Below are 18,779 nucleotides of genomic sequence, written 5' to 3'. Positions count from 1 at the left end.
GCGGCTATTTCCCCGTATCAGTGGTTGACCACGCGTGGGCTGGAACAGAGAACAGTGATTTGGTCACTTTCCATGTGTTGCGGAAAAGATCCGATTCGCGATATGCGTTTAGCGCTTCTTCGCTTTCCCATTTACTGAGTGTGAAAAACACGTAAGGGCGATACATGTCCTGAACAAGTTCAACTCCGTGGCAGCCCTCGAATGCACGGATCTTTTGGCTATTCACTTCAAACGTTTTGATGAATTCATCAACCAAATGTTCTTGAAATGTGAGTTGTACGATGCGAATGATCATCTGAATGTTATGCTAATGACGTCCTCATGCTTAACCCCAAGAAGTTGAGATGCATTTGAACGATTGATTGCTATTTCTAAAAGTCCTGAAGCTCCAAATAAAGCCATTTTTTCTCCATGTGGCACATCTTCATACGAATCGTAAATGCGATTGATGACGTGCTGTTCCTTACGGAAACGGATTTCGAACGGACGGCCTTGGCCAACAGTGCCAAAAAGCGTTCGGTCAATATTGGTGATCACATTTCCGTAAACATCCACATGAATGGCCAAACCTCGGATGGTTTTTCCATCAATGACAGGAACAAAAGCCGTTTTTTCGTTGATGATGTCGGCTGGTCTTCCAAGAATCTCCATGATTCCGCCTTGCGCCAAATGGCAAGCGGCAATGGCAAAGATGTCGCGACTTGGGAAAATGACCGAAGTGGCTGTCTGTGTGATCAGACTTAGATCGAAGATCCGTGTAGGCGGACGGTCGAAAATGAGCGGAAACATGCCATTGTCTGCACCAATGAAATATTGCCCTTTAAACTCAACCGCCAAATGGTTGATGCGTTCGGTTCTGTTCGGACTTACTCCGATCAAATGCACCGTTCCTTTCGGGAAATCTGCATAGGAATTACGAACGATCATGGCCGCTTCGGGCACATAGAACGACTTTACCTGATGCGATAGGTCGATGACCTTGGCGTTGGGAAATAGCTTGTAGATGGTGCCTTTCAGAACACCAACATAATGATCGCGCAGACCCATATCCGTGGTAAGGGTTATTATCGACATCTGTTGGTTAAATGGCTGATCTTCGAGTAAGTTCTGAGGGCAATTTGCGTTACTTTGTACGCGTTCCAAATCTACATAATAAGAGCACGCACCAAAAGTTGAAACACCTTAATTTGAAGGCTTCTTGAGCGAAAAGACATTCAGTATTGAACCGATTCCCCCGTTAGAGTTCTTTGGGGTGAATGAGCGGAAACTCAAGACCATTGCCAAGTATTTTCCAAAGCTGAAACTGATTGCGCGCGGTCAGGAACTTAAACTGATAGGAGATGAAGATTCGGTAGAGGAATTTGAACAGCGTTTCAAGCAGTTTCAAGGTCATTTCAAGAAATTCGGAACACTTCCAATTCTCGAAATCGAACGCTTGTTGTTAAGCGAAGCACATCACGAAGGAGAGAAATTGGACGATTCTGTTCTGGTTTACGGTCCTGCGGGAAACCTGATAAAAGCGCGAACGCCCAATCAGAAGAAGATTGTAAGTGCAGTAGATAAGGACGATATGATCTTCATTATCGGCCCTGCCGGATCAGGAAAAACCTACACGGCTGTTGCATTGGCTGTCCGTTCCCTCAAGCGGAAAGAGGTGAAACGGATCATTCTTACCAGACCAGCGGTGGAAGCAGGAGAGAGCATTGGTTTTTTGCCAGGCGATATGAAAGAGAAATTGGATCCATATCTGCAACCGCTTTATGATGCGTTGATGGACATGTTGCCTCCGGTAAAGTTGGCCCAATACCTCGAAACTGGCGTGATTCAGATCGCACCTCTTGGTTTTATGCGCGGAAGAACACTCGATCATGCGTTTGTTATTTTGGATGAAGCACAGAATGCTACCGATGCACAAACACGCATGTTCCTGACACGAATGGGAAACTCGGCCAAGTTCATTATTACAGGCGATGTGACCCAGATCGACCTTCCAAAAAAGGTACAGAGTGGACTTCGAAATGCATGGAATATGTTGAGCGGAGTAAAAGGAATTTCCTTCATAGAATTGGGCGGATCGGACATTGTGCGCCATCCGTTGGTTAAAAGAATTGTGGACATTTACGCTAAGTCGGACGAAAAATGAATGAAGCTTTGAAACTTCCAGAAACCTTAACAAAAACAGATTTTGAATTCCCTGGACAAACCCATGTCTATAAGGGAAAAGTGCGTGATGTGTATTCAATAGGCGAAGATCTATTGGTGATGGTGGCCAGCGATCGCATCTCTGCATTTGATCACATTCTCCCGAAGGGAATCCCTTTTAAAGGACAAGTGCTGACGCAGATTGCCGCCACTTTTCTGAATGCAACAAAAGACATCGTTCCAAACTGGTTGGCCGCCACGCCCGATCCAGTGGTTTCGGCTGGTTTCAAGTGCCAACCATATCGGGTAGAAATGGTTATCCGTGGTTATTTGGCAGGGCATGCATGGCGCGAATACAAATCGGGGAAACGCATCCTTTGTGGTGTTCAAATGCCTGATGGAATGAAGGAGAACGACCGCTTTCCAGAACCGATCATCACGCCTGCAACCAAGGCGGAAGAAGGTCATGATGAAGATATATCGAGAGAAGACATTATCGCCAAGAACATCATCCCGCAAGCGGAATATGAAGTGATGGAAAACTACACCAGAAAACTATTTCAGCGAGGAACAGAAATGGCTGCTGCACAAGGACTTATACTGGTTGATACAAAGTATGAGTTCGGGAATAGAAATGGCGAAATAATCCTAATAGATGAGATTCATACACCTGATAGTTCGCGCTATTTCTATGCGGATGGCTACGCGGAACGACAGGCAAAAGGCGAAGTTCAAAAACAGCTTTCAAAGGAGTTTGTGCGCGAATGGTTGATGGAAAATGGATTCCAAGGTTTGGAAGGCCAACAAATGCCTTTTATGCCAGATGAATTCGTTCAGACGGTTTCTTCGCGTTACATCGAATTGTACGAAATGATCGTTGGACAAAAATTTGAGCCGATCGTTTCAGAAAGCATTACAGATCGCATCGAGCAGAACGTGAAATCATTCTTAAACGGATTTAAAGGATGAGGAAGCGACTCTCCAATCAGCAACCCTTAAAGGAAGTCATCGATGATTGGTTGGCCAAACATCCTGCGGCCGACAAGGCCAAGGAAACGCGTGTAGCGCATCTTTGGGGCGCCCTTTTGGGCCCTTCTGTCAAGAACAGAACTACCAGCCTTTATTTCCGAAATGGGATATTGCAAGTGAAATTGGATAGCTCGGTACTCAGAAATGAATTGTCGTTTGCAAAAGCAAGCATCATACAGAATATGAACAAGGAACTTGGCGAAGAGCTGGTTCTGGAAATTATAATGAAGTGATATGAGAAACTTTTTGACCCTATTGTTCATGTTGCCGCTGTTGGCAATGGCACAGGATGATTTCAGGGAATTGTGGCCAAATGGCACAGTAAAGGAAGAAGGCAAACTTGTGGATAACCTGAAGCAAGGCGTTTGGAAGAGCTTTTATGATGATGGAAAGCCTTTCTGCGAAGGCAAATACAAGGATGATAAGAAAACCGGCCGTTGGAAATGTTGGTACCGAGATGGTCAATTGATGAGCGATCAGGAAATTGAAAACGGGAAAAACGTAAGCTATTTTCCTGATGGAAAAGTGGAGTTTCAAGGTTCGCTAAAGGATACCGAAAAGAACGGATTGTGGGAATATTTCTACAAAACGGGGCAGGTAAAACGTAAGGTGAATTTCAAGCTCGGAAAGCAACAAGGCAAGGAAGAGCAATGGCATTTGAACGGTCAATTGAGCATGACCGGCAATTTCGCTGACGGCAACAAGGAAGGTAAATTCACATGGTATTATGAGAACGGAAAGGTTGAAATGGAAGGACCTTTCACCTCGGACAAGCGAAATGGTGAGTGGCAGTTTTTTTACGAGAATGGAATGTTGGGAAGCAAAGGCCTTTTCAAAAACGACAAATTGGAAGGTGAGTGGGTTTATAACTACGAATTGGAAGGCACGAAATGGAAGAACGGGCATTTCGAAGATGGTCTGAAGACAGGTTTCTGGGACCGTTTTTATGAAACTGGAGAAGTGTACAGCAAAGGAGCATTCCTGAACGATAAGGAAACTGGTGTTTGGACATCGTGGTACAAGAACGGACAAGTGAAGGAAACCGGAGAATTCGTGGAAGGCGAAATGCACGGAAAATGGGTCGGTTTTTTTGAAGGTGGCGAACCAAAGTTTGAGGTCGTTTACAAGAATGGAAAGAAAAATGGCAAAGCCTTGCTATGGTATCCGAACGGAAACAAGCAATACGATAAGGCTTACACGGATGACTTGGAAGACGGCCACAGCATCGAATGGCACGAAACAGGGGAATTACGGGCTGAAGGGAATTACAAGAAAGGGGAGAAGGATGGCCTTTGGAAGCTCTTCTATTCCAACGGTTTCAAATTTCAGGAGCTGACCTACTTAGACGGAAAGCTGGAAGGTCTTTCTCAAGCGTGGTATGAGCATGGCGCAAAATGGTTCAGCATCACTTATCATGAAGGAAGACTGAGCGGAACCAACACCTATTGGGATATGGACGGCAACATTTCCTATCGTGCTAAATACGATAACGGAAAACTCGTTAAGGTGATGCAGAAAGGTTCAGGACTCGACAAGTTCTGATATAAAGAAATCGCACGCTGAATTCTAGTTCCGGACGACACGATAGGTTTTTCGTAACCCGTTGGATGTGCTTACGGTGAGGAAGTACATTCCATGATCTTTCAAATTGATAGTTGCCCTATCCACATTTTCCACATCAATTGCCTGTAATTGCTGTCCTGCCACGTTGTAAACGGTAATGCTAGCATCATTCTGAGCTTCTCCGAATTCCACCATCACCGATTGAGCAGTTGGATTTGGATAAACACGAAGCGAGATTTCAGAGTTGGCAGTTTCCTTTACGCTAACCGTCAACGGACAGGCTCCATTTCCTTCAACTGGAAACAGTGTTGTTCCATTCACGCTCATGCATTCAAGGAAATTTGCATACATCGATACGTTGGTCCATGGTTCCATGAAAAGACCTGTTTCGCATCCGATTCCTTCAATCCAGCGAAAGTTATCGGCCCAAACCACGCGTCTGGTCACTCCACCAATGATTTCCGTGCCTATTTGCTGCACAGTGAAATCCTGAAGCATAAAGGATTCATCATTATGGTTTCCTACGTATACGTTCTCCAGCACTTGCGACACTTGTGCGGCAAAATCATACAGTAAGTATTCATCAGTTGAATCAGCAGGAACGAAATAAACAGCGCTGTTCACCTCGCGTAGCGCGCCTTTATATGCATCATCACAGAAGAAAACCTGTGTGTAATCATTACCTTGAATGGTCGTGTCCTGACCGTTCACACAGTAATTGTCCACATCATTCAAGTACGAATCTGGAATAGGATTGGGTGGATTGAACGAATAAGTGTATTCCGTGTTCACCCAAATGGCGCCATCCGTTGGGAAAGGAACCTGAGCATGAAGACTTACGAATAACAAGACAGATACGGAAAGGATTAGGAGTTTTTTCATGCCATTAAAATTAAGCACTCCATTAAATCTGCTTAGGAAAATGTTACACTCAACTCAGTTGAATGTATAACTGTCCAGAAAAGCGCTATTGGTGTTTGGTTGCTTTCCAATTCTCATCAGCCTGCTTTCGAAGCTTATCTGGGCCTTCTTTCTTCCAACTCTCGAAGGTATTGTTGAAAAAAGCATTGTAAAACAGGTACAACTTCCCATCGCGAATCTCAAAGGTTTTAGGGTTGATGGTCACTTTTTCGCCCTTGGCGCCCATCGCGTAAGCACACCAGCCACCATATTGTGGAATGTACTTTTCGGGTGACGAAACGAACTTCTTCGTGTTTTCATCAGAGGAGAATTGAAATGTCACGCCATCATGTTTTACACTGAACTTATTGGAACCTTCCATGGCTTTTCCCTTGAAGTATTCCACCACATCATAGCCTTGGGCTATCAAGCCATCTTCGGTATTGTAAAACGGTTTCTGCGCATAGGTTTCGAGCATACCGAGCGAGATGAATGCGAGGATGAACAGGATTGGTCTCATGGGAGTTTGCTGCCAATGTTCGGAATGTCCTTTCGATAAAAGAACAAAACGGTAATCGAAAGGATTTCGGTAATAAGTGCCAAATAGAAAAGCGAGCCACCATCTCCATTGATGTCGATTCCCAATTGGGTGAGATGCATCATGATGGCTCCACCAATGATGCCAACTGTGAGTCCAGCGCCAGCCCAAACCGTTTTTGGAATCAAGATGAGAATGGCTGAAATGAGTTCCAGCACGCCAATGCCAACTCTGCCGTAAGGCTCAAGACCGACCTGCGTGAATATGTAGACACTATCAGGATGTGCGGTGAATTTGAAACGAAGAGTCTGTACGAGAATGACTGCGACCGCAATGCGTAAGGCCAGTAAGAAGTATTTGATCATGTCGTTTGGTTCTGAACTCCAAAGCTAATTGTGACTCAATCTACGGTGGTGTTGGCCAAGCGACACTCACATCTAAAACCTGAAATAAAAACTCGGCTTCACGATAAAGCCAAGGATGTTTGAATCTTATGACCTGAGAATACCCGACCGAAAGCTGTTGATTTTCTTTCACATTCGGATTGCCGAAAAAGGCTTTGTTTGCTTTGACGTTGGATGGGTAGAAGCTCCATTGCTAATTCTAAAACTTCCAATTGGATTTCTTGATTCCTTCCATAATGATGCTATCACTCAAAGATCCTTTGTACTCGGACAACAGCACTGTTCTTGCTCCTGTTTGTTCAGCAAGATCTCGATACGCACGCTTTTCAACATCAGCCCAACCATCAGGAATTTCATCAACCACATGCATAACCATTGTCACTTCTCTCAATGGGTTCAAATGGCTCTTAACTTCTACAATCATTGAGTTTAATAATTCACGAGCGATTTCAAATTCTGCAAGAATCATCCGTTGATTTGAGAATGGCACAGAGGCGGTTCGTTTAAGACTTCTACCACTTTCCAGATTTTTGATTTCAATTTCATTGAAACGAAATTGAATATAGTAGACTACAGGTTTAAATAATCCAATCATCAGAAGCGAAAGTAAAAACTCGGCTTTACGATAAAACCCAGGGTATTTGAATTGCCAAGTTGCGTAACCCGCCAAGTGAAATCAATACGCGATATTTTGAGGATGTTCTCAATACCGAAACCAACTTCTACATAAGGAATCCGTGTGTTGGTCATTCCATCGGCCAAAATGTATTTGCCGTTCAGATTGTCAGTTGTGAGTCCTCCGTAGTAGAGTTTTCCGATCAGTAAGGACCGCAGTTTGAGTTTTCGAACACCGGGAATAAGGTTGAACAGCAAGCCGTTGAAATGATGTTCCAACTGTAATGAAACATACTTGTCGCTAACGAATTCCATGTAGTTCATCAGGTTAAAACCGTGATCATCGTTGAACACCAACGGATTGCCATCGGGAACGTGCAGGAGTTGATATGGAAGATAACCGTTGATGAGACCACCTTCGGCCAAAATATTGAGGTAACCGGCCTTGTTGGCGCGCAGTTGGTATTCTAGTTTTAGTTTGTATTGCTGATAATTGAACTGCGAACCGAGAAAATCCTTGATGCCAACAGCCGCTTCCAACGAAACCATCGGGTACTTGCGGAAGAAGAATGGCCCATCAACTTGATCGAAAGTTGCAGGCAGCTTATCCTCGCCCCAAGCAAAGCGAAGATTGAACTTGAATCCAGCTGTTGAATATCCTTCCAAGTTCAGCGTGTCGCCTGCAGATCTCATTCGGAATGGATTGCCCAATGGACTGTAATTGTCTCTGAAAACTGACAAGCGTGAAGAAAGACCAGTGAACCATTGGCGTTCAAGATAGACGCTGTAACTCTCTAGCATACTTCGTTTTTCGGATCCGCTGATGCGTACGAAAGAGGTCAACACTTGATCCAAGGGCAGCATGTTCTGACTTCGCCCTTGCTGGAAAAGATCGTTGCGGTATTTGCCACCGAAAATCCAACGCTTACTTAGCTTTCCGGGAAAGATGAAAGCCGCTTCGCCACCACCTTTGAAACGTTGGTCGCCAATGCCGTAAGCGAGGTAGCCACTCAGTTTCACCTGATCACTGAAAAAGTCGTTGGTTCTAAAACCAAGTTTCACGCGCGACTGTTCGTATTGATTCCAACTGTAGAAAGTGAATACGTTTCCAATATCGATCTGTCTGAACGGAATCCAACCTTCGGCCAAGAGTTTCAGTCCGCCAATAAGCAATTTCCACTTCTTGTCGTGGTTCATACGATCGATCATCGAGACCAGATTCTGCTGCTCTGTGCTAAAAGTGTCTCGTCTGACCTCGTTCCAAAAAGCTTCATCGCGGATATTGGCACTGTCGGCCACAATTACTGGGTCGATGGTAGAGTAGAAGCCTGCATTTCGAGGCTCGTTGATCTTGATGTTGCGCAATTCGGTTGTCTTCTTTCCGAAAAAACCGGTCATATCCTTGTCGTTCTCAATCACCGTGAAATCACCGATCACGCGGCTTTTGGTAAGGAACCATTGCTTGTCATCTACGAACGAATAGTTCTGCTGAATCCAATAGTTCCGCACAAAATTGATGTTAGCCTCTACACTGAATTCCAGGTCAACCTGCACCACGGCATAGCTCACAGTATCGATGTACATATCGCCCGTAAAGGCCACATCGCTTTTGCCTTTTGGTTTGAAAAAGATGTGGTGGCTCGGAAACCCGTTGATGTTGTGAATGCCCGAATCCAACACGAAATTGTAATTCCGCTTGTAGAAATCGTTGATCGGACTCGGGAAACTACGGTCGAGGATGATCACGTAATTGTCGTAGATGTTCGGGTCGATGTACATATCCTGCACAAACTCCATGATCTTTGGTGCCTGAAAGAATTTGAAGGTGCGCTGTCCATTGATGACCTTCTTTTTGGAATAAGGTTTCTTGCGATAGAAATGCTCTTCGCTGCTTTCGGTAAGAAGCATCGGTAGGTAATTCACACCATCTTCGGTGGTATCCGTGTTCTCCCACATGTAATCGAACGGACGCAAGAAGAGGTTTTTCTTGATCTTCTCTGTGAAGTTGTTCAAGTCGAACTGCACACGGTGATAAACCTCATATTCGTAGGATTCCAATCGTTCAGGCGTGTTGATCGGTTTATTGGCAATCACCTTCCGAAGGATTTTGAATGCAGGATTTTCGCCTGGTCGCACGTCAACCATTCCGAGTTCGAAGGAAGATGGTGAAAGTTGAACTTCAATTTCCTCCGTCACACCTCGATTGACGGCCAAGGTTTGGCTTCGATAGCCGATCAATGAAACGGTCAGAGAATCGAAATTCCGATTGGTTTCAAGCACAAAATTCCCAAGCGAATCACTGACCGTTCCAATCGTACTTTTCTGAAAGAAAACGTTCACAAAAGGGAGTGGAAGTTCTGTCTTGGCATCAGTCACCGAACCGAAAATGCGGGTTCGCTGAGCTGATGCTTGGAGCGAGAAAAGGAAAAATGAGAAAATGAAAAACGCGAATCTTAGCACATGCGGAGTAGTCTTTATGGAGGTCTTAGAGGTCAATTCCGCATATTTGCCGCCAAGTTAGAAAACGAGCACGAGAGCCCTTTCATTTGAACAAGATCATCGGACCTAAAAGTCATTTCGATTTCTCTGCACCTACGGTGATGGGAGCGAACCTGAGCACTTGGCTGGGAATGGTTTGGCGTTATCGTGCTCAAATTGAATGGCGTTTCATTCCTAAATGTATCGTCATCACACTCTTGATCGTGCTTTTTACCCCGCTCATTTGGTGGGAGCGGTTGAGATGGGATAAGCAAATCCGCGAAACGGAAGTGAAAGCACCTGTGTTTATACTTGGTCATCAGCGTAGCGGAACCACGTATCTGCACTACCTGCTTGGCCGCGATCCGCAGTTTGCCTTCCTGTCCGTAAAGGAAAGTTTCATGCCTTGGTTATACCTCTCATTTGAGAAGATGCTGCAGCGCATGCTCGGAAACCGCGTGCCGGAAAAACGTCCAATGGACAATCTTCGCCTAAGCGTAGATATGCCCACAGAACCAGAGTATTCCATCGGAAATATGAGTTGGGCAAGCATGCTACCAGGCTACATGTTTCCAAAGATCATGTACTGGTCATTCAGACAATTTGTAATGTTTGATGATGCTGAAGCGAAAAAGGAGTGGCAATCAGCATTCAAGTACTTCATGCAAAAGCTGACGTTAAAACACGGTGGCAAGCAACTGATCATCAAGGCGCCAGAGAATCTCTCGAGAATTGAAGCCATTCTGGAGGTTTTTCCCGATGCCAAGTTCATTCACATCTACAGAGATCCGTACCGAGTCTATTTCTCCACTGAACGGCTTTATGCGATTACGCTCCCTTTGGTGGCTTTGCAGCATTGGCCGCAAGAGGTGGTGAACGATTTCATCATAAAGTCATACCGAGAAACGTTCTTAAGGTACTTTGAAACGAGAAAGTTGATTCCTGAAGGAAATCTAGTAGAGATCAAATACGAAGAGCTTATTGGTAATGAAATGGAAACGCTTAAAGGAGCTTACCAAACGCTCGGATTCGATTTTGAAGCAGCTGCGCCATTCATCAAAGCCGAAGTGAAAAGCTATGAGGGCTACAAGACCAATAAGTATGATTACGACCCCAAACAAATGGAAGAGGTGCGTATCGCTTGGGGTCTTGTATTCAATGAGTTAGGTTACTTGTAATGGTTTGTCACGGCAAACCGCTACAGAAGGGTTTTTCGGAACGAAATCTCCATTTCTTCAATCTCCTTTTGGTTCAAGGCTTCATCAAAATAAGCCCATACGAACGCTAGTTCACCATTGTTCTTACTAGCGATCACATTGAATCCGGGAGGTGATGGAACAGGCGGATAGTGATGCATCCGCAGCACTTTTGCTCCGAGGAAATCCTTCACAATTGTTTTCTGCTCACCAAGATCTGAGTAGCCGAAACTGGACATTTTACCTTTGGAAGCAAGATCAACCATGCCCTCGTAAATGAAGAGCGGCATCCTGCGCAAGGCATCCTGAAGCTCGGAATAGCGCTCGATGATTCGTGCTTTGAGCTGTTGTTTCAGTTGGTAGTTGATGGATGAAACAGAGCTGGTGATTTCAGTCAGATCCTCCTTATGTAGGCGGAAAAACAGGAAGCTAAGTTGATTGGAAACCAAGTGTCCAAGCGTTCCTTTTCGTCTGTTGTTGTGCGGTACCGAGAACCAGAGATACGGTGGTTCATCGCCTCGCTTGCAGAGGGTTTCGTTTACGACTTTCGCAGTGGCCGATAAGTAGAACGCGCTCTGTCCGATGCGTGAACCTGCTTTCCAAGCATTCGCTTCTATGCTTGCTGTTTCTTCTTTATTGAAGTGGATTAACTTGAATTTAGGTCTTTCTTTCGGTTTTACATGTTTACCGATCAAGGTGCCAAGTTGGCCGCTGCTTCTGCAAAGCATATAGACGGTCATGTAATGCCCACTACTTAACTTTCTCCAAAAAGAGGAGGGTTCTTTTGCCGGAAACAACGGAAACTCAGCATGAGGCTCTGCCAGCGAATGCAGAAAATTCATCATGCCTTGATGGTCGAAAAGCACGTGATGCATGGAAATGACCATGTGTTTTGTACCGTCTTCCAATTCACATAGGTCGATAAACACTAAGCCGTTATCGTTGTCAACTTTTCTATTGAGAACGGTAGCGTTGAATTCCGAATTTGACATGTTAAACTGAACGAGGACACTTTTCCTTTTTCCTTTTTCCTCATCCCACTTGGGCAGCAATGGCCACCGATGAACCACTTTCAGTTGCCCAACCGTGTTGAGTACCTGATTTTGGTCCAAGCGTTCAGCAATTAAAAGGAGGTTTGCATCCGAATCCAGTTCCAAATGAATCCGCGAGATATTCCCAACCAGACCATTCCGCAGCATTTTTCGGTCCACAAGGAGGTGGAAGTAATCGGAACCGGAAAGGCTTGGATAGTTCATTTGGCCTGATTAGCCATTGCGCAGTTTACCAACGATTCCAGCGATTTGAGATTGTCTCCAGTCAGCTGATCGGCAGGAATCTCTATACTGAATTTCTCTTCAATGTGCATCACAAGTTCCACCACGGTCATCGAATCGATGCCGAAGTCGGCAAAGGGAAGGGCAGCATCCAATTGCACGCCCTTAGCCAAAAAGCGTTTGGACAGGTAGGAGTGGAGCTCGTCTTGAATTTGACTTTGAGTATATGCCATGCTTGACGGCAAATTTAACCGTTGTTATTCCGAATAGAGCATCCGAAGGAAAGAACGTCCATGTACTTGGTTTTTTCCTTGAACAAAAAGTCGCAAGTAGAACGCGCGGAAGGAGTAGAGCAGCGCGCCATTTCCAATCTTGGCAATGCGCTGATTGGTGCGGTTCTTCTTCTTTTCTGCTTCCGAAATCGGGCCATAAAAAGCATGGAATGGTTCGAAGGCTTTCAGATCGGAACGCCCGGCAGCGTTGGCTCTAAGCGCCTCGCTTATCTGCGTGAAGAATGCCAGTTGTTCATCCAAATAACGATGGTAGTCTTCCTTCTTTGGACGGGTCATCAGTCCGATGGCGCTTTCGATGAAAAGCCGTTTGATGGCCAAATTGCAGAACTCGAAATGATGCGCGTCTTCCGTTGCTTCAGCCCATGTTCTGAACTCAGCCTGCAAGGCGCGATTGACAACAGAAAGCTGCTTCACCTTTTCCGCATACATCCGAATAAACTCCGTATCGCCCATAAATCCGCAGAGGAATGGATGCGAATACACGCGCCAGTAGTAGATCGTGTCCCACAGGAATTTGGTGGCCGCCACAGCCGTATTTCCGAAGGTGTGGTAACCATTAATGAAATAGCTCAACTGATCGGGGAAACGCACGTCAAGCACTTCATGGTTCAACAGATCGACCATTTCCTTGCTGAACGTTCCATTCATATCGGAAAGAATGAGATTGCAGGTGTAGGTATTGGTAATGGCGATGGTGTCTGAACCCGGACTGTAAAACGGATCGGAGAAGAGCCCAGCTTCGCCCACGCAACTCCATCGGTTTTCAGAGAAAAGCTGTTCTGAACCGTAGCTATAGTTCTTGATCTTTCGGAAGTCGATGGGCCCTTGTTCTTCTAGATGCTTGGCAAGTTGAGGTTCGTGCGTTTGGAGCCACTGAAAACTGGTTTCGTACGAACGCGAATAGGCCGCGAAATCGTGAATGTCGTTCTGCGTTACGATTCCGATGCTTGTATTTCCAGTCGCCAGTGGAATGAGCCAGACCCAATAACCATGACCCATGAGGTGATTGGTAGAGAGGTAGCGATCTTCAATATTTCGCTGATGCCAGTCGGTGTTTGAAGCAGGAACAAGATCATTGACCGACACTTGTCCTTCTATCCTGAACCAGACAGCACTGGCTGAGTGCAGACTTTCCTTCTTCAGTCCGAACTTGGTCTGCAGGTATCTTCTTCGCCCCATGGCATCAACTACCCAATTTGCCGAAACGCTTCCGCTTTTCCCGTTCAAGGAATAATTTACCTGATGCTTTTCTCCAATCTCCGCGAACTGAATATCCTCCAACGAAGCGCCTTCAAGCAGTTGTATACCAGCCTTTAACGCCATCTCCCGAAGGTCCGATTCAAAAGTGCCGCGGTCGAGTTGATAGGAAGGAACGGGCGAATACATGCTAGTGCCCAATTCGGGACGTTGCTCCAATGGCAACTTTCCACCTCCGTAGAAATAGCGCAGACCCAGTTTGGGCATTTGATGCTGTTGCAGATAGGACTTCAGCCCGAGCACTTCTCCGAAGTAATGCGCCCCGATCTCCACAGTCGATTCGCCCACCTTGTGAGCAGCATCGGGCAGGGGGCGGGTGGTTTTCTCGATGACGGTTACCTGAAGTTCAGGTCGCAGTTTTTTGAGTTGCAGTGAAAGGGTCAATCCCGCCAATCCGCCACCGCAGACCACCACATGATATGGTTGGTTTTGATTGTTGACTCTGGCCATGGCCTAAAGGTATTGCTTATGATGTTGAAGGTCGATATTGAATGATTTCAAGATGTTGTCTTGACATGAAATAGCCACAGATTCACAGATTTCCTCTGATGTCACTGTTTTTTCTCATCTGTGTAATATCCGTGATAATCAGTGAATCTGTGGCTTAAATCATGTTTCGTTCGTTGGCCTGAATTTCTCCTGTATCAGGTCGCTGGCAATTTTGGCCGAAAGCAGACACAATGGAATGCCAGGACCAGGATGAGCTGTTCCCCCGCAGAAAAAGAGGTTTTCCAGATCGGAAGAGAAGTTCGGATGACGCAGAAATGCGGAGAACATGCTGTTCGAACTATTACCGAAAACAGCTCCAAAGGCAGCACCTGTTTCCGAGCTCACTTTCCGCGGATCGAGCACATCTTCAAATACGATATTCGCTTCGATGTCTGTTTTAAGAATGGCATTCAACTTACGGATGATGCGCTTGCGCGAAGAAGAAACCAGCGCATCCCAATCTTGCCCTGTATCGTGCGGAACAGAAATGAGCGCTGCCCAGTTTTCGTGTCCTTCAGGCGCATCCTTCGCGTTCATTTTACTGCTGATAGTGAGGTGAACCGTAGGGTCATTGTAGAGCGTTCCATGTGTGAACAGATGTTCGTATTCCTTCTTGGAATCATTCGTCAGAAACATGTTGTGCACGCCCAATTGAGAAAAGCTTCTGTCCATACCCCAATAGAAGACAATAACCGAACTGGAGCGTGGTTGTTCAATGAAACGCTTTGGCGCCACTGAATTCGGCAACAGCCGCTTGTACGTGTTATACACATCTCCATTGCTTACCACCAGATCAAAATCTTCTTTTCCTTCCTTGGTTCGGATGCCAGTTACCTGTTTTGCTTCGGTGAGTAACTCAAGAACAGGCGTGTTGAAACGGAACTTGACGCCCATTTCTTCGGCCAATTGTTGCAAAACCTGAATGATGCGATGAATGCCACCTTCGGAGAAATACGTACCGAGGGTGATCTCGTAATGCGCAATCACATTCAGTGTAGCAGGAGCGAGGTAAGGGTTCGAACCGTTGTAGCTCGCATAGCGATTGAAGATATCCACCACTTTCTGGTCTGCAAACTGCTTGCTGTTGGCCTTGTTCATCGAACGGAACACATCCACCTTGGCAAAGTTGAGCACACCACGAAGCGTGCTCCAGTTGAGGTAATTCTTGAATTTATGAAGCGAGCGTTGCAGAAAAACCTCGTCTGTGAGCTCATGCTTTGTCTCCGATTGCTTGAGGAAATCGAGCACAGAACTGGCCGATGCGTTGGTTTTCGCCTCAACCTCTGCTGCAAATTTCCGTTGGTCTTTGGATGAACGTATTACGGTGCCATCATCAAAGAAATAATGGAAAATGGGTTCCACAGCCGTGTAGCTCCATTTGCCAGTGATGGACTTGCCGCAAAGCGCAAACAATTCCTCTACATATTCGGGTTTGGTGAGTACGGTTGGGCCTTTATCGAAGCGATAGCCATTGGCTTTCAACTCACTCATTTTGCCACCAGCTGTGGCATTGGCTTCAAACACGGTCACATCAAAGCCTTGCTTTGCCAAACGGATGGCAGCGGCCAGACCGGCAATACCCGAACCCACCACTGCACATGTCCTTGCTTTTTTCAATCCAAGCGTGTTTCAGGCTGTAATATTCGGAAGAAGGAGTGAGAAGCGTATCGTTCCGCTGAAAACCTTGCTATTTATCTTCCGTTGGATCGGTAGCATCTGGAATCTCCTCCGTAGTTTGAACATCTGGTTCTTCCGCTACTTGCGAAATGGCTTCGGGTAGCTGCTCATCGATCGGGTTTTCTGAAGGAGCATCATCTGCCATCGCAGGTTCTAGTTCCGTCTTTTTACTGGAGCCGCTGGCCATCATACCAAAGGTCATGACCAATACAGTGAGAACAATTACCTGAATGATAAGCGAGCGGTTTACCAGTTCAATACTTTCTGCAGGCGTGATATAAAGGAAAAGCAGAATGGTGATGAGCCCACGAGGAGCTACAAATAGGAGAGGAGCAAGGGGTAGTCTGGAAATGGCCAGTTGAATGATCCGAACAATCATGAAAAGACAGACCATTGTAACCGCTAAAAGCCCTGAATCGATGTCAGTAAGTTCGGACGTTTCCAACAGAAATCCGAAAACGAAGAAGAATAAGGAACGGATAAGGAAAGTGCCTTCGATTGTGAGTACGGTGAACAGTTCCACATCCTTTTCTGGATCGTAAGGAATCAGCTTTGCTGCCCAGGGATGATCCTTGAACTTATGCAAATGCCCAATGAACAAGCCGAACAGCAGAATGAATATCAGACTTGGAAGATGATATTCCTTGAGCACTGTATAAAGCAGTACCACTAGCAGGATAATGGGAACGAACTTGACATGATGGGTAATGCGTGCAAGCAGAAACGATAAGGCAAGGGTTGCTGCAATGGAGATGACCAGCATGAGCAATATCTGCAGTCCGAAATGGAGGAAAGTGAATTGGTCGTAGACCTTATTAAGGAGAAGAAAATTGAAAATGAGCACACCCAATATGTCTGAAAGACTGCTTTCATAAATGACGAATTCCTTGGTTTCCGCATCCAGATTCACAGCACTTGGAATAGCGATGGCACTGCTAATGATGCAAAACGGAATGGCGTTGATGAAGCACAGACGAAGGTCATAGTCACCCAAGTAATGGAACCCGTAGGCGATAACTACGGCAAGAAGAATGATGGGAATGAGGGCACCGAAAAACGATTTGGTGATGAGCCCGATCTTCGTTCTGTCTACTTTCAGTTCCAAAGAACCTTCCAACACAATAAGAACCAGACCGATGGTGGCAATGACGGGCAATGCCGGGTTGAAATCAGGTAATTGAATATGTAGGAACACGGTGGCTTGCTTGGCAGCCCATCCCAAAATAAGCAGCAACAGTACCGATGGAATCTTGGTCTTGGCAGAGGTGAGCGCAAAAACGTAGGCCACCAAAAGCAGCGAACAAAGGGTGATGATGATGGCTGTTGTCAATTCCGAGTGTTTGAGAAAGCTACAAGATGCGAATTAGTTCAACAACTTGATGACTATCGATCTGTCATTCTTACAATGGGACCTGCGTAACCTTGGGGTAGCGCAAACGTATGTCTTTAGATTAATCAGCTACACCATGAAGAAATTGGCCATTGTTATCAGTTTGTTTGCCGTTGCATTGGTTTCGAATGCGCAAGATTGCGCCTCGTCTATGGCCACTATCAACGATCTACCTTTCATTGAGGTGGGAACATCCGCTTTGCTGATGGGGGCGGATTCGTTGGCATTGGTCGATGAGCCATGCAATTTGGTTTATAAGGTAAGTTCCTTTGAAGTGCATGTGGCAGATAAGGTGTTTTCTGCTAAAGGCAATCGGATGACCGATGAGATGAAAAAAACCTTTGCCACGCTACAAGACGGTGCCACGGTTGTATTTGAGAATATAAAAACCCAAGGCCGAAAAGATGCAAGTTTGAAAGGAGAGCTTACTGCCTTATCGGTTCAGATTCTTGCTGGAGAGGGGAATTAGATTTTTTTTAGAAACGCTCTACGTGCGACATTGGGCTTTAGTTGTTCTTCCTCGCTAGCGGCCTTCAGTTCAAGGGGTGTAGATGTCAAGACGTTGGGATGATTATATTTCACGGTTCTGGCCCATGGCGGGGAGCTTTCCAATGTGGCCATTTGAACTGTTTTTAGTGATTTTTGAGTCAAACGCACGCTTGGCTTTTCAGTAGACAAGCATCCCTTCATTTCTCTAAACTTAAACCTCTAGCATCACAGCAAGCAATAAAGTACTGCAAAAATGTAAGAAGCTTGTTACATTAGCATTTCCGTTAATGTCAGTTAGCATTAAGCGGAGGATTAATAGAAATAGGATGAACGTTTTTGGCCAATTCCCGACCCGTCAACATGATGGTCCATCTGGCATCGGTATTGCCCTGACAGTGGTTCTTGTGGTGATATTTACGGTAGTAAGTGTAGTGGTACGTGCCCAAAGCACGCCCCTTGCAGATACGTTATATTTTGACAAGAAGTGGGAGCTATGCAATAAGAAAAAACACAGCTATTATCGGGTATGCACCTTTAAAGACTTGCTTTATGTGATCAAGGATTACTATGCCGATGGGCAAATACAGTTCGAGGGCACATGGCTTTTAAAAGACACTAGCCAAACAAGGATACGCTTTAACGGCCATCCGACAGACGACCGAGCCATTGGTACCGCCAAGTACTATTACAAGAATGGAAACCCAGCTAAGCGGATAGATTTCCTACCCATTGGTGAGCCTTGCAATGTGGCTACCAATTACCTGACGGAGCATACCGAGTATTATAAGAATGGGGGTATAGGTGCCACTTGGCAGGAGCGAAGACGAAAAGAACACGGAACCATTTACATGTATGATGAGGAGAAAGGTGCTCTGGTGAAAACCATGGAAATGGCGAACGGATTGGCCCACAGAAGCAGACGCAGTTCTACACAAATGGCACTATATACAGTGTGACAGTATACGAGGACGGTAAAAAACACGGCTATTACACGGAATATTACAGTTACCCCTTTAAACCAAAGTACAGGGAGGAATACGAACAC

19 protein-coding genes are annotated in these 18,779 nt (G+C 45.6%); 7 read left to right on the top strand and 12 right to left on the bottom strand.

The genetic code is table 11. From position 1 onward, the window contains the following. Positions 1-4 precede the first annotated feature (4 nt). Positions 5-295, bottom strand: a complete 291-nt coding sequence (locus K9J17_11670; protein MCF8277381.1) for an antibiotic biosynthesis monooxygenase — start codon at positions 293-295, stop codon at positions 5-7. Further along, positions 292-1,074, bottom strand: a complete 783-nt coding sequence (locus tag K9J17_11665; protein ID MCF8277380.1) for an SAM-dependent chlorinase/fluorinase — start codon at positions 1,072-1,074, stop codon at positions 292-294. Before K9J17_11665 ends, K9J17_11670 begins: the two co-directional genes overlap by 4 nt. Positions 1,075-1,198: 124 nt before the next feature. Here K9J17_11665 and K9J17_11660 point away from each other — a divergent pair, with 124 nt between their 5' ends. From K9J17_11660 to K9J17_11645, 4 genes are read left to right on the top strand one after another with little or no spacing between them, the layout of a single operon-like run. Beyond that, on the top strand, positions 1,199-2,143 hold the full coding sequence (locus tag K9J17_11660) for a PhoH family protein (GenBank protein MCF8277379.1): 945 nt from the start codon (positions 1,199-1,201) through the stop codon (positions 2,141-2,143). After that, positions 2,140-3,111 (top strand): phosphoribosylaminoimidazolesuccinocarboxamide synthase, encoded by a 972-nt coding sequence (locus K9J17_11655; GenBank protein ID MCF8277378.1) that lies wholly within the window; start codon positions 2,140-2,142, stop codon positions 3,109-3,111. The genes K9J17_11660 and K9J17_11655 overlap by 4 nt, the downstream gene beginning before the upstream one ends. Continuing rightward, positions 3,108-3,404: a DUF721 domain-containing protein gene (locus K9J17_11650; GenBank protein MCF8277377.1), complete on the top strand. Its 297-nt coding sequence runs from the start codon at positions 3,108-3,110 to the stop codon at positions 3,402-3,404. The genes K9J17_11655 and K9J17_11650 overlap by 4 nt, the downstream gene beginning before the upstream one ends. 1 nt (position 3,405) lies before the next feature. Continuing rightward, positions 3,406-4,713, top strand: coding sequence for a hypothetical protein (locus tag K9J17_11645; protein ID MCF8277376.1), 1,308 nt, complete (start codon positions 3,406-3,408; stop codon positions 4,711-4,713). Between the two features lie 24 nt (positions 4,714-4,737). On the opposite strand, the gene K9J17_11640 is transcribed toward K9J17_11645, so the two are convergent. From K9J17_11640 to K9J17_11620, 5 genes are all read right to left on the bottom strand, one after another. Continuing rightward, positions 4,738-5,616 (bottom strand): T9SS type A sorting domain-containing protein, encoded by an 879-nt coding sequence (locus K9J17_11640; GenBank protein ID MCF8277375.1) that lies wholly within the window; start codon positions 5,614-5,616, stop codon positions 4,738-4,740. Positions 5,617-5,701: 85 nt separating this feature from the next. Beyond that, positions 5,702-6,154 carry a hypothetical protein gene (locus K9J17_11635; protein MCF8277374.1) on the bottom strand — a complete coding sequence of 151 codons (453 nt, stop codon included), beginning with the start codon at positions 6,152-6,154 and terminating at the stop codon, positions 5,702-5,704. Then, complete coding sequence (locus K9J17_11630; protein MCF8277373.1) at positions 6,151-6,537, bottom strand: DoxX family protein; 387 nt, start codon at positions 6,535-6,537, stop codon at positions 6,151-6,153. Before K9J17_11630 ends, K9J17_11635 begins: the two co-directional genes overlap by 4 nt. Positions 6,538-6,775: 238 nt before the next feature. After that, complete coding sequence (locus K9J17_11625; GenBank protein MCF8277372.1) at positions 6,776-7,171, bottom strand: rod shape-determining protein; 396 nt, start codon at positions 7,169-7,171, stop codon at positions 6,776-6,778. Next, positions 7,171-9,687 (bottom strand): DUF5686 and carboxypeptidase regulatory-like domain-containing protein, encoded by a 2,517-nt coding sequence (locus K9J17_11620; protein MCF8277371.1) that lies wholly within the window; start codon positions 9,685-9,687, stop codon positions 7,171-7,173. The genes K9J17_11625 and K9J17_11620 overlap by 1 nt, the downstream gene beginning before the upstream one ends. 50 nt (positions 9,688-9,737) lie before the next feature. Here K9J17_11620 and K9J17_11615 point away from each other — a divergent pair, with 50 nt between their 5' ends. After that, a complete protein-coding gene (locus tag K9J17_11615) occupies positions 9,738-10,847 on the top strand; it encodes a sulfotransferase (protein MCF8277370.1) in 1,110 nt (369 codons plus the stop codon). Positions 10,848-10,867: 20 nt separating this feature from the next. Here the strand turns inward: K9J17_11615 and K9J17_11610 are convergent, their stop codons facing one another. The 5 genes from K9J17_11610 to K9J17_11590 all read right to left on the bottom strand — a co-directional run bounded on the left by K9J17_11610 (position 10,868) and on the right by K9J17_11590 (position 17,185). Further along, positions 10,868-12,121, bottom strand: coding sequence for a hypothetical protein (locus K9J17_11610; protein ID MCF8277369.1), 1,254 nt, complete (start codon positions 12,119-12,121; stop codon positions 10,868-10,870). Beyond that, positions 12,118-12,372 carry an acyl carrier protein gene (locus tag K9J17_11605; protein MCF8277368.1) on the bottom strand — a complete coding sequence of 85 codons (255 nt, stop codon included), beginning with the start codon at positions 12,370-12,372 and terminating at the stop codon, positions 12,118-12,120. The genes K9J17_11610 and K9J17_11605 overlap by 4 nt, the downstream gene beginning before the upstream one ends. A 24-nt stretch (positions 12,373-12,396) precedes the next feature. Continuing rightward, positions 12,397-14,139, bottom strand: a complete 1,743-nt coding sequence (locus tag K9J17_11600) for a tryptophan 7-halogenase (GenBank protein MCF8277367.1) — start codon at positions 14,137-14,139, stop codon at positions 12,397-12,399. A gap of 159 nt (positions 14,140-14,298) precedes the next feature. Beyond that, on the bottom strand, positions 14,299-15,795 hold the full coding sequence (crtI, locus tag K9J17_11595) for a phytoene desaturase (GenBank protein ID MCF8277366.1): 1,497 nt from the start codon (positions 15,793-15,795) through the stop codon (positions 14,299-14,301). Between the two features lie 70 nt (positions 15,796-15,865). Further along, positions 15,866-17,185: a cation:proton antiporter gene (locus tag K9J17_11590; GenBank protein MCF8277365.1), complete on the bottom strand. Its 1,320-nt coding sequence runs from the start codon at positions 17,183-17,185 to the stop codon at positions 15,866-15,868. A gap of 49 nt (positions 17,186-17,234) precedes the next feature. On the opposite strand from K9J17_11590, the gene K9J17_11585 reads away from it, so the two are divergent. Both K9J17_11585 and K9J17_11580 read left to right on the top strand, forming a co-directional pair. Further along, the gene (locus K9J17_11585; GenBank protein MCF8277364.1) at positions 17,235-17,714 is read left to right on the top strand and encodes a hypothetical protein; all 480 of its coding nucleotides are present in this window, start codon (positions 17,235-17,237) and stop codon (positions 17,712-17,714) included. 346 nt (positions 17,715-18,060) lie between these two features. After that, the gene (locus K9J17_11580; GenBank protein ID MCF8277363.1) at positions 18,061-18,690 is read left to right on the top strand and encodes a hypothetical protein; all 630 of its coding nucleotides are present in this window, start codon (positions 18,061-18,063) and stop codon (positions 18,688-18,690) included. The last annotated feature ends 89 nt before the right edge of the window (positions 18,691-18,779 follow it).

The organism is Flavobacteriales bacterium (assembly GCA_021739695.1).
Lineage (GTDB): Bacteria > Bacteroidota > Bacteroidia > UBA10329 > UBA10329 > UBA10329.
This window is presented reverse-complemented; position numbering and strand designations above follow the sequence as displayed.